Here is a 12467-nt window from a genome sequence, read left to right as displayed (position 1 = left end):
CTTCTCATTCATTGTACGAATTGCAGAATACTCTCCAAATCACTGCTGATTATGCAATTTGAATGCAAGCTCCGCCAAATGAACTCCGTGAGTCAAGAACTCGTGAGTGCGGCAAACGTAGTCATTTTCGCGACCAAGCTTTGCAATATATCCGTTTATATAATCAACTTCTGTCTTTCGACCACGACTCATATCTTGATACATTGAAGGATAGTGCAAAGGATTTGCCACGCGACTTACGTAGTCAATAGCCTCCAACTCCTGTTGACGCGTATTAACCATACGAATTCCTGCACGATCGCACACATCGTACGCTTCGTTAATAAGTTGACGAGCCATATCCATAGCCCCTGGGTACGAAATAAACTGACCCATTTGAATCTGATACATTGTGCACAAAGTGTTAACTACGGAATTAAAAACTACCTTTGCCATGCACGTACCCTTGAAATCTTCCGTAATAGTAGGATTCAAGCCAGCAGCCTTAAAATCATCTCGCATAGCAAGCTCAACATCGCTCACTTGCTCGTTCAACGCACACATATTCATTGTGCCAATGCCAACTTTACCAATAAAATCAACGTCTCCAGGACCATTCAGCACAGTTGCAATCATTGCAGTACCGCCGTAAATGCGATCGTCCGAGAAATATTGCTGAAGCTTCTCAAAATGACCCCAACCGTTCATTGCAGCAAACACAACCTGATGATCCTTAAACAGATGCTTGCAACGCTCCAACATCTCCGCAAGCTGCATTTGCTTCATAAACACAATCCACACATCTGGATCGCCGTCATAATCTTCTGGAGTATACATATTGATTGGCACAAGATGACGATTTTCGTGATCTCGGCTAACCATTACACCGCCTTGCTGGCGAACCTTATTCACATTTTCATCCCAGGCATCAATGAAATCAACATGAATGCCAGCCGTTTCCTGCAACAAAACGCCATAGCGATACCCCATAGCTCCAGAACCGATCATTGCATATTTCATGTCACTCATAATGACACCTCCATGTAGGCTTGTAAGTAAAGTGGCACCAGGCATAAATCCATAAATTTTCGTTTACATGGATTACGCGGAAGCAACCACGAATATAACAAAAAGCAGAAGACTGAATGAGTGAAAAAACAATCAGTCAACTGCTCTTTGGTTTTTATAGCATATTACACAGTTTTTTGAGAATGTCAAAATTTTTCTAATTACATCTTTACAGCGTTTCTAATTAAAAAATTATTCAGTTTTATCGATGATTTTCGAAAAAATTACGCAATAACTGCACACACTGCGATTCGCAAACGGAGCCAAAAACTTGCGGATGGGAGCCAATATGAGGGTCTCGCAAAATATCCCAAACGGATCCACATGCGCCAAGTTTTGAATCCCATGCGCCAAAAACAACGCTACTAATATGCGTTTGTAAAATTGCGCCAGCACACATTGGGCAAGGCTCCAACGTAACAACAAGCGTGCAATCGCTAAGATTCCAAGACTTGGCGTATGCCGCCGCCTGCCTAATCGCAAGAATTTCTGCGTGAGAAAGAGGATCCGCGTCTTTCTCGCGAAGATTAGAGCCGCGGCCAATAATCACCCCAGAACCATCTACAACAACAGCGCCAACTGGAACTTCTCCACAATCGGCAGCAACTTGTGCAAGTCGCAGCGCCTCTTGCATTAGCGAAACATATTCGCGCGCGCGCAAAGTCACATTAACCCCGAAGAAATATTGTGCAACGCAAACCAAGAGCGAATATCGCCAAGTTCTTCCATGTGAACTGCATGGTCAAGTCCGCGGTAACGCTTCTCTTCCAGCCACGTATGCTCCTCAAGCCAGGCTGCAGCTGCCGAAAACTCGTAAGGAGCAATAACAGCATCATCCAAGCCGTAGCCAAAGAAAACAGGCGTATTAAGATCCGCAAGAACGTCGTCGTTAAGAGAAATATCTTTAGCAATATTAGGAGCCACGAAGCCAGAAAGCGCAACGGATGCGCGATAGCGATCTGGATTAAGCCTAAGAACATGAATCGCAAGAGCCGCACCTTGCGAAAAACCAAATGGCACAACAGCGCGATCTTCGGGAACATTCGCCGCAACCCACTCATCAATCGCAGCAGCCGCAGCATACATATCTCGGTCTAAGTCATCTCCATTAGGCACAGCATCATGGAACCAACTGTAAGCGCCTTGAGCCAAGCGAAGTGGAGCACGCAAAGAAATCGCATCGTTATAAGGAGCCACAACGCGCATTAAGTCAAGCAAATCGTCCTCGTTTGAACCCCATCCGTGCAACAGCAAAAGAAGAGGCCTTGTGGCGTATGCAGCTGCTTCGCCTCGAGAATACTTAGCAACGCTTACATGCAAATCTTCGCCGAATCTGCCTGGAACAACACTTGATTCACGGCCAGCATGCAGGCCATTTGAAGCACCATCCGCGCTGTCTTCGCTGCCAAAATCGCCATTATTGGCGTTGCTGTTGCCGTTATTGCCGCCGCCAAAATCATTATTGTTAAATTCGCCGTTGTCGAACTCACTAGAGATCACACCGTTATGATTAGTCATAACTACAGCATACGGCACAGCTTTGGCATTTACACAGCGAACACTGCATAAAAATTTAACCCCAGCCGATTGGACTGGGGTTTAAATTTAAGGAAAAATATGAATAAGCTTTCGTGAATTACCTTTTAAGTTTTTCACTAATATTATGAAAACACATAATCCTTAGCGCTGCTAGTGAACTAGCTGATAACTTGCTGAAAGTTTTCTACTTTTACCCTGATTTTTCTTAAAAATCAAGACTAATCGAGGCTAATCAAATCTTAATCAAGACTAATCTTCCAAATTTGCGCGATAGAAGTTCTCGTAAGACCTAGACGGAGTTGGACCGCGCTGACCTTGATAGTGAGATCCGTTAACAGAAGAACCGTAAGGATTCTCACATGGAGAACTCAGCTTAAAGAAGCACATTTGCCCAATCTTCATCCCTGGCCACAATTTAACTGGCAGCGTACTAACGTTTGAAAGCTCCAAAGTAATGTGACCTTCGAAACCTGGGTCAATAAAGCCAGCCGTGGAATGAGTCAAAATTCCAAGACGGCCAAGCGAGCTTTTGCCCTCTAAGCGCGCAGCAATCGTAGAATCCAACTTCACATACTCCCAAGTGGAGCCAAGCGCAAACTCGCCAGGATGCAAAATCCAAGGCTCATTTGGTGCAACCGCAAACTGCTCAGTCAACTCCCCCTGGTTTTCCGCAGGATCCACGTACGTGTAAGCGTGATTATTGAACAAACGGAAAAATCGGTCGAGCCGCACATCAATCGACGCAGGCTGCACCATTTGTGGGGTCCATGGAGTCAAATCAATATGACCCTCGTCATGAGCTTTGAGAATGTCGCGATCAGACAACAGCATAACGTCAAATCTCCTTGCGATAAAACTTCGTAAAACAAACACTTAAACACACTTATATGCCAAGTGTAGCGCGTGCCGCGGTCTATGCATCACATAATCATTTTCTAAAAACGAATAAATATTCGTGAGCAATCAACAAAAAATTATATTTGATACTATTTGTTTTCCAATAACCTGTTGCTCTGCAATTATGCTGCTCTTTTATAATTATTTCCTTCAACGTAAATCCAGCATTTTGGAATATCTTCATTACGTCAAAAGACATTGGAATCATACATCCCTTTTGACGAGTATCTCCCATAAGAACAGCACAAAACTTGTTTGCTTTTAGAACTCTATAACTTTCTTCGGCAACCTTTTTCATTTGACTCAAAAACGCATCAACTTTAAGCAACGATAAATCTTCTGGTATATTCTCACTATATTTGATGATATTTGCGTAAGGCGGATGCGTGCATATAAAATCTATACTTTCATCATCAAGAAAATCTAAATTACGAGCGTCACCTTTACGTATATAAACTCTTCCATCTGCCCCTTCGTGGTTAAACGACACCTTTTCTCTACACCGATTAATCGCAATATCGTTAACGTCAACACCAATTACATCACGATTTAGCAACTTGGCTTCCACTAGAGTGGTACCGCCACCAACAAACTGATCTAGCACTAAATCTTTTTCTGCAGAATACCGTAAAAGAAGATTACGAACAACATATGGAGACCAATTGCCTCGCCACTTTGAATCATGAGTAGCCCAATTACCGCGATCAGGAAATGACCAATGTGTAGTCATCTCTAATTCAAAATTTTCAGGCTCCCACCGTTTTATTGACGTAACAGTCATCTGAAAATCTCCCCCATAATCCCATTTTCCATATCCGCAATGTTATAAATATTTTTCATAACATCAAAAGTTTCTTCAAGATTATGAGAAGCGTTTTTCCAACCTTCTCCATCTGTAAACCATACAAATGTAAAACCTTTAATACTGCTGCTCTCAAGAGCAAGAGTCTTATAACTACGAGAAGTTTCATTCAGCTTGCTTCCGCTAGAAGAGTAAAAATTTGTCTCAATTGCATATACGGTTTCTTCTGTCTTTACAACAAAGTCAAATCGTTTCTCCATTTTTCCTTGATTAGATATTGGGGAAAGATCAATACTCCACTTATCGGAAATCTCGTGAATATACATTTCTTTAAAATAATTTTCACCTTTTACAAACCCTGCAGATTGAATGAAGCTTTCTACAAGATCTTCCATAAGATGACCGCCACGATTCTTCCTGCCATTAGAATCAAGACCAGTTTCAATACCAGTTACATAGTCAACTAGATTTGTAACAATATGATGTTGCAAAAGTTCGAATAATCCAGTTTTATGCATAAAGTATTTATATTTTTCGCGCTCAAGTTTTGATAATGAACTGAATTTTTTAGGATCAAAATAAAAAGTATTGTTCCCAGAATTATCTTGGCAATATATTTCATAGGATCTAACAGCCAGAAGGATTGGTATGCATTTAACTACTTCTGGATACTTGTTTATAAGATTATCAAAATCTTGATCAATATTATGCGAACCAACTAATGAATTTAATATGTTTAATTCAACTTTTATACTATCTACATTCGCATAAATCTTTTGGAAATCACAATAGTACCCATAAGTTGCAATACTTTTTCTAAAAGTCAAAATCCATTTATTAAAATCACGTTCCATCTCTTACTCCTGTGAATGTAAAAATTATTAAATTAAATATCTACTTAAAATTAGATATCAGTAATTCTTTGATTTTTCCTCTTCCTTCAGCTTTACTATTAATCATTCTGGTAGCGTCAACTCGTTTAATGGAACATGAAGAGTAAATTTCGTCAAAGAAGTTATCTGCACAATTAGTATTCTTTGGATCTGAATTACTAACAACTATTTTCGCTCCCTTTTTATCTAAAAGAGACACGAAGTTAGCAAGTTCCACTTGATTTTTATCATCGAAAGATTGACTTGTATAAGCTGTAAAACTTGCTGTTTTTGTGATTGGCCTGTATGGAGGATCAAAGTAGACAAAAGTATGATTATCAATAAAATCGGCTGATTTCCTGTAATCCCCACACACAATTGTGACATTTTGCAATTTTTTAGAAATCGCTCGTAAATTATTCTCGTCACAAATTAGCGGATTTTTATACACTCCCATTGGCACATTAAAATAGCCCTTTTTATTAACTCTGAACAATCCATTAAAGCAAGTTTTATTAAGAAAAATCATTAAAGCTGCTTTTATAACATTTTTTGACGAATCAACACTTGACGAATCCACACAGTCAATAGAATTAAATAATTCTCGCTTGCTTAAGTAATATTCCTTACGCGCAGGCATATCTAATGGCAAAAATTCATTTGATAACTTTTTAAGAGAAACAATCAGATTGTCAATATTATCTCGAATTACTTTATATGTATTAATAAGATCAGCGTTAATATCACTTATGTACACTTCTTGTAAATCGTACAAGCTTAAAATATCGAATAATACTGCTCCGCCACCAATAAACGGCTCAGCATACTTGGTAATACTAGAATCAGAAAATCTGTAATACTTCTTAATTTCATTAAGAAGTTGACTTTTCCCACCTGCCCACTTCAAAAACGGTTTTAGCTGCGCCACTTTAATCAGATTCTCCAAGCCTAATATATTCAATTGCCCTTGCGTAACTATTGTACTATCAGCTTTACAAATCAGATTTTGTTTATCTTCTACTCTCATAATTCCCCTAACATATATTTTTACTATTTTCAAAATATATATTTCACAATCAAATAATTGCAAAATATGTTTTATACGAAAATCACTTACCCTTTAAGTAATTTCATTATTGAATACAACTTTATAAATAAATGTTTCAATATCAAGAAAATATAAAAATTGTGGATAACTTTAATTTTTATATTTTGTTTTGCAGAAAATATTGATTTATAAGGTGAATAGTAAAAACAAAAGTGACCACTTGCTGCGCAATAAAAATCACGCAAAAAGTGGCCACTAATCAAATAACACTAATCACATGAAAGCCGCTTTAGATGGCAGATATTGCAACAGAGGAAGCAGCTTTGCGCTTAGCAATAAATCGCAAAACGCACTTTCTTAACTCCGAAGCAATAAGCACAACCATTGAAAGACCAAGGCACTCCACCCACTCCATAAAGTCGAGCGGAACTGTGCCAAACGGACCATTAAGGAATGGTATATAAATTACAGCAAGCTGCAACACTACGGAAACTGCGATTGCACCCCAAAGCCAACGATTTGCAAACAAGCCAACAAACACGCTTTGCAAATGCGAGCGAGACGCAAGAGCATTAAGCATTTGAGCGAACACAAGAATAGTGAAGCCCATTGTGCGCGCGTGAGTCATTTGAGCAGCATGAGTTAAAACAGTTGTGGAGCGGTCTGTAAACAATCCGCCAGCCAAATGCATATCCATGCCAATCAACGTTATAGCTGCCATAATCACGCCAATAAACACAATGTCTCCCCACATTGGCTTATCAATAACGCTATCCGTAAGCCTTCGCGGCCGCCTATTCATAACATCATCCGTTTGCGGATCAACACCCATTGCGAGCGCAGGAGCCGCGTCCGTAAGCAAATTAATCCAAAGCAATTGCGTTGCAAGCAAAGGCAAAGTCACGCCTACAGAGTTTGGCTGCGTAATTCCCAAAGCGCCAGCAAACACTACGCCACCAAAAACAGTGAACACTTCGCCAACATTGGAGCTAAGCAAATATCTCAAGAATTTACGAATATTGTCGAAAATTCCGCGACCTTCGCGCACTGCTGCAACGATTGTAGAGAAGTTGTCGTCTGCCAAAATCATCTTTGCGGATTCTTTAGTGACTTCCGTACCCGTAATGCCCATTGCAACGCCAATATCTGCCGACTTTACAGCAGGAGCATCGTTTACGCCGTCACCAGTCATAGCAACAATATTGCCTTGCCTTTGAAGCGAGGAAACAATCGCAAGCTTGTGTTCTGGAGCCACTCGCGCATACACGCTCACTTTGCTAATCGCATCGTCGAAAGCAATATTGTCGTCATCCCTAGAAAGCAACTCGTCAAGCTCATCGCCAGTAAGAGCATGCTCATCTTTTCCAATAATGCCAAGGTCGCTAGCGATTCGAGCAGCCGTAAGCGGATGGTCGCCAGTAATCATAACAGTTCGGATTCCAGCACGATGCGCTTGAGCAACGCTATCTCGGACTTCGATTCTAGGAGGATCAATAATCGCAACCATGCCGTTCCAAATCAAATCGGACTCCAAAACGTCACTTTGCTCGGCAACATCTGCGATTTGACCTGCAGCATTAGAAACCATGCCGCTAACTTTAGCTAAACTATCTACGCCAAGCGGCCTATACGCCATTGCAAGCGTGCGATAAGCTTCGCCAGAGAGCTTTTCCACATTTGCAAGAATTTCTTCGCGATCTCCGTCTGTAAGCGGACGAACAGCGCCAGCAACTGCGATTCGCGTGCAATAAGAAAGCAAAACATCTGGAGCACCTTTTGCGCAAACAATAAGATTCCCAGAATCCGAATCGTCTTTAACAACAACAGACATGCGTTTGCGCTCAGAAGTAAACGGCACTTCCGCAACGCGACTAAGATGCGCATAACGCTTGTCTGCCTTAGTTTTGCGAGCCGCAACAATAAGCGAAACCTCGGTAGGGTCGCCAACTGGCTGCCATGCGCCAGACGATTCATTGTAGTGCAAATCGCCATCGTTTGCTAAATACCCAGATCCGAGCGCACCAATCACCTCTGTAGCTAGAGCTGGAGGAACTGCCAAATCCGCATCTAAAGAATCCAGCAAAACCATTCGTCCCTCTGGCTTATACCCACTACCCGTAAGCTGCACTTGGCCGCTAGGCGTTATAACACGCTCAACAGTCATCTCGTTTCGAGTTAGAGTACCCGTTTTGTCGGAGCAGATAACAGATGCAGAGCCAAGAGTTTCTACAGACGAAAGCTTTTTAACAACAGCATGATGCTTTACCATGCGCTGAACGCCCAAAGCAAGAACAACCGTTAAAATAGCAGCCAAGCCTTCTGGAACAGCAGCAACAGCAAGAGAAACAGAAAGAAGCAAAGAATCTATAACGTCTTCAATAGTGTGGAAGCCTTCAAGAGCCCACATAGACGCAAGCACAACGGCTGCAATAATACACACTGCGATTCCAAGAACCTTAGATACGCGAACCATCTCTTTCTCTAGAGGTGTAGCTTCTTCTTGCGCGCTAGAAAGCATATCTGCGATTTTTCCAACCTGAGTTTTCATGCCCGTAGACGTGACGATTGCGCGACCAGTGCCCTGCGTTACGGCAGTGCCATTAAACACCATGTTTGTGCGGTCTGCCAAAGACTTTAGTGAAGCTAGAGTTTCTGGACGCTTACTAACGGCAACCGATTCTCCCGTAAGGCTTGCTTCTGCAACGCGCAAAGAAGCGGCTGCAATAAGCCTTGCATCTGCAGAAACAGCATCGCCTTCGCCAAGAACCAAAATATCTCCAGGTACAACATCTGCCGTATCTATGCGCATAACTCGCCCATCTCTAAGAACAGACGTTTGCGGAGCGCTCATTTTTGCCAGCGCTTCAACTGCTTCTTGCGCACGCGATTCTTGAATATAGCCCAAAACTGCGTTTGCTATAAGAATCACGATTATAACTATTGAGTCAAACGGCAAAACTTCGCCGCCACTTTCGCCACCATGCTGTGCGCGCTCAACAAACCATGCGATTGCGGAAATAATAGTTGCCGCTATAAGCAAGTAAACAAGCGGATCTTTAAACTGTTCGAGGAACCTTTTCCACGCTGGCGTTTTAGGAGCACCAGCTAGAGCGTTCGGGCCAAATTGCGCGAGCCTTCTAGAAGCCTCATCGCTACTTAGACCAGTAGAAACATTTACATTAAGCGCATCTGCAACACTTTGTGCGTCTTGCAATGACGGATCTTTGGATTGATCGCTTTGATCAACCATATTTTCCCCCTTGGGAGCGCCGCGGAGTAGTCAATAATCAAGATTTATGCAAAGTTAACTCAAAATCTTGATTATTGCGCGGTTGTGGATTATTGCAATAACAATAATTAAGTACCGTTCTATTATGCCACATAAAGCGCCAAATACTAATGCCTCGGGGGCATGTGAAAATAAGAATATGGCTATGAAAAAAGGACCGACCAAGGGGTCGGGTGGAAAACATCGTAATGCATTGCGCGGCAAGGGGCCTACTCCTAAGGCAGAAGACCGCGTTTACCATAAAGCTTATTTCGCTAAAAAGGCTGCGATTAAGCGCACTTTTGCAGATCCGCGTTTGGCTGCAAGACGCAGAGTAGATAAGTTGGGCACAGATAGCGATGAGTTGGTTATTGGGCGAAACGCAGCTCTTGAAGCTTTGCGCGTAGGCGTTCCTAGCACGCAGCTTTATGTTGCAAATCGCATTGAGCACGACGATCGCACGCGCGAAATCGTTAAGCTTGCTGGCATGCAAGGCTTGCGACTTTTGGAGGCGGATCGCCTAGAGATGGATCGCATTGCTCACAGCACTAATCATCAGGGCATTATTTTAAAGGTGCAGCCTTATCAATACTATTCGCTGCAAGAGCTTGTTGATCGCGCAGAAAAGAAGGCTCGCGCTATGGAAGCAGCTGATTCTGCATCTGCACGCATTAACGCACGCCCATTGTTTATAGCGCTAGACGGAGTTACCGATCCGCAAAATCTTGGTGCTGTTATTCGATCCGCAGCCGCTTTTGGCGCAAATGGCGTAATTTTGCCAGAACGCAGAAGCGCATCTGTTACGGCTGCAGCTTGGAAGGTTTCTGCAGGAGCCGCAGCGCACTTGCCTGTTGCTCGCGTTGTGAATTTAAACAAGGCGATTCAAGGTTTGCGCGAGCGCGGATGGTACGCGATTGGCCTGGACGGCGGCGGAGACAAGCTTGTTGGCGAAACTGGCTTTGAAACCGATCCGCTTGTTGTAGTTCTTGGAAGCGAAGGCAAAGGCATGAGTCGCCTAACGCGCGAAGCTTGCGATGCTATTGCTGGAATCCCAATTTCTAGCGCTGTTGAATCGCTTAACGCATCCGTTGCTGCTGGAATCAGCTTGTATGCTGTTGCTAATGCGCGTAGGCTTGCCGCTTTAAGTCAAAATTAGCAATTGTTTGCAATTAAGAATATTGCGGATTTAAGAGTTAACGGTAATGCGGATTTTAAAGCTACGCAATTTACAAAGCTCACATAACGCGCGCACATTGGCACAGCTATTGGCTTTTGTTCTATACATTGCGATTATTGCAATCGTAATGTGTTTCCACGAACCTTGGTTCGACGAAGCTCAAAGCTGGCTGATTGCGCGCGATTCGCCAATCGCAAGCATTTTTAGCATTAGAACACATTACGAAGGTCACCCTCCTTTTTGGAATCTTTTACTTGCGATTGCAGCCAAAAATGGCGTTCCATACGAGTTTGGAATTAAGGGCATTCAGCTGGTTTGCGCAAGCTTACTTGGCGCGTGGCTTATTTTTAAGTCGCCTTTTAAGCACGCAAGCAGCCTTGCAACTTTTCTTATTCCTTTTACTTATTTTGTTTGCTTCCAATACGGAGTTACATCGCGACCATACGCTTTGCTTTGCTTAAGCTTGCTAGTAGCGGCACATTACTGGAATAGTGCGGATTCTAAGACTTCTAGCGCTTGCAAACTTGCGATTAGTCTTATGTTTATGTGCCTGCTTAGCGTGTATGGAATCGCGTTTGCTGCAGGATTTACGATTGCTTGGATTTGGCGAGTTTTTAGCAAGAATATTAACAAAAACCTTAACGAAGGTCTTAGCAAAACTCGCAATAAAACTCTTGATTTTAATGCAATTTTTCACGCGATTAAGGCAACAATTATACCGTCAATCGCATCAAATTTGGCACGACTTATATCTTGGGGATTAATCGCCATTTTTGGCGTTGCAAACCTTGCTCTTGCATGGCCAGCAAAAAACGCGTTCGCCACTCGCGCAACGATTGATGGCAATTCAACAATCGCAAAATGCTTTGCTTTTATATTCGTAATGCCTTCCGAAAGCATGTTTACAAGCTTTTATGGCGATATTTCAATGCGAAGAATGCCTTTTGACTTTTTGCCAATTGCAATATGCACGCTGTTTAGCCTTGCGATTTGGGCATTTGCAATTAAAATCACCATGCGAAGAAAACTTCTTGCAGTTCTTGTAATCCCTTATCTCGTTCTTACAATCGTAGCTGTTCGCTATTTTACGCTTCACCACGCAGGTCTAATCTTTGTGTTTTTGCTTAGTGTGCTTTGGATAAGTCACATAAAAGAGCCGCTTAGCAGCAAGGATATTCCTGCGATTTTTGTTAAAATCGCCCCTACTAAATTCAGATTTATAAAAAACAAAGCTTTGAAAATCAACGTGCTGATTTCAATAATTCTTGCACCAAGCTTAATTTGGAACGCGTTTGCTTGCGTAAACGACATTCTGTTTGACTATTCGCCCTCTAGAGCTGTAGCGCAATACATATCTAGTAATCACTTGCAAAATAAGCGTTTTGTAGCATCTTGGCTCCATAATTACGAGCAAGTTGACGATAGTGGAAACGTTATTTCGCACGAAGAATCCGACACTCACCAATATTCGTGGCTTTTAGTGGGCGCAAATCCTTATTTTTCTAAGAATCTTATAGACTGCGCTTACAAAAACAAGACTTTTATAACAAACGAAAGTTCTAGCGCAAAACAGCAAGAAAAGGAGTTGGCAGCGTGCGCTGCAAAAGGCGAGCCAGAGTTTTTTGTTAGCGAATCCAACCAGCCTTGGTACTACTTCTTGGCGTTAAACTACAACATTTCGCATTACAACGCGCATGCTGTTTCCAACGTTAAAACGTCTTGGAAAGCTCTTGTTTGGGAAAGCACTGCCACTATTTACGAGCGCAAAGCACACATAAAATAAGCGAAAGCGGTTGTTTAGCAATCGATAAACAACC

10 protein-coding genes are annotated in these 12467 nt (G+C 42.3%); 2 read left to right on the top strand and 8 right to left on the bottom strand.

The window, feature by feature from the left end; all coding sequences use genetic code 11:
* Positions 1 to 39 precede the first annotated feature (39 nt).
* From HXT36_RS05535 to HXT36_RS05500, 8 genes are all read right to left on the bottom strand, one after another.
* The gene (locus HXT36_RS05535) at positions 40 to 1008 is read right to left on the bottom strand and encodes a ketopantoate reductase family protein (protein ID WP_421778721.1); all 969 of its coding nucleotides are present in this window, start codon (positions 1006 to 1008) and stop codon (positions 40 to 42) included.
* A gap of 241 nt (positions 1009 to 1249) precedes the next feature.
* Positions 1250 to 1714: a nucleoside deaminase gene (locus tag HXT36_RS05530; protein WP_032813198.1), complete on the bottom strand. Its 465-nt coding sequence runs from the start codon at positions 1712 to 1714 to the stop codon at positions 1250 to 1252.
* Positions 1711 to 2565, bottom strand: a complete 855-nt coding sequence (locus HXT36_RS05525) for an alpha/beta hydrolase (RefSeq protein WP_248898837.1) — start codon at positions 2563 to 2565, stop codon at positions 1711 to 1713. The genes HXT36_RS05530 and HXT36_RS05525 overlap by 4 nt, the downstream gene beginning before the upstream one ends.
* A gap of 270 nt (positions 2566 to 2835) precedes the next feature.
* Positions 2836 to 3417 (bottom strand): dCTP deaminase, encoded by a 582-nt coding sequence (dcd, locus tag HXT36_RS05520; protein ID WP_016635257.1) that lies wholly within the window; start codon positions 3415 to 3417, stop codon positions 2836 to 2838.
* A 97-nt stretch (positions 3418 to 3514) separates the two neighbouring features.
* Complete coding sequence (locus HXT36_RS05515; protein WP_004131286.1) at positions 3515 to 4264, bottom strand: TRM11 family SAM-dependent methyltransferase; 750 nt, start codon at positions 4262 to 4264, stop codon at positions 3515 to 3517.
* Positions 4261 to 5139: a type II restriction endonuclease gene (locus HXT36_RS05510; protein ID WP_004131285.1), complete on the bottom strand. Its 879-nt coding sequence runs from the start codon at positions 5137 to 5139 to the stop codon at positions 4261 to 4263. The genes HXT36_RS05515 and HXT36_RS05510 overlap by 4 nt, the downstream gene beginning before the upstream one ends.
* Positions 5140 to 5179: 40 nt before the next feature.
* Positions 5180 to 6184, bottom strand: a complete 1005-nt coding sequence (locus HXT36_RS05505; protein WP_016635258.1) for a DNA adenine methylase — start codon at positions 6182 to 6184, stop codon at positions 5180 to 5182.
* 310 nt (positions 6185 to 6494) lie between these two features.
* The gene (locus tag HXT36_RS05500; RefSeq protein ID WP_421778720.1) at positions 6495 to 9455 is read right to left on the bottom strand and encodes a cation-translocating P-type ATPase; all 2961 of its coding nucleotides are present in this window, start codon (positions 9453 to 9455) and stop codon (positions 6495 to 6497) included.
* Between the two features lie 178 nt (positions 9456 to 9633).
* Here HXT36_RS05500 and rlmB point away from each other — a divergent pair, with 178 nt between their 5' ends.
* Both rlmB and HXT36_RS05490 read left to right on the top strand, forming a co-directional pair.
* Positions 9634 to 10629 (top strand): 23S rRNA (guanosine(2251)-2'-O)-methyltransferase RlmB, encoded by a 996-nt coding sequence (rlmB, locus tag HXT36_RS05495; protein WP_004132439.1) that lies wholly within the window; start codon positions 9634 to 9636, stop codon positions 10627 to 10629.
* 46 nt (positions 10630 to 10675) lie between these two features.
* Positions 10676 to 12433: an ABC transporter ATP-binding protein gene (locus HXT36_RS05490; RefSeq protein WP_421778719.1), complete on the top strand. Its 1758-nt coding sequence runs from the start codon at positions 10676 to 10678 to the stop codon at positions 12431 to 12433.
* Positions 12434 to 12467 lie beyond the last annotated feature (34 nt).

Origin of the sequence: Gardnerella sp. DNF01144 (assembly GCF_049244245.1) — a bacterium.
Taxonomy (GTDB): Bacteria; Actinomycetota; Actinomycetes; order Actinomycetales; family Bifidobacteriaceae; genus Bifidobacterium; species Bifidobacterium piotii.
The sequence above is the reverse complement of the archived record's forward strand: the minus strand, read 5'-3'. Positions and strand labels throughout refer to the sequence as shown.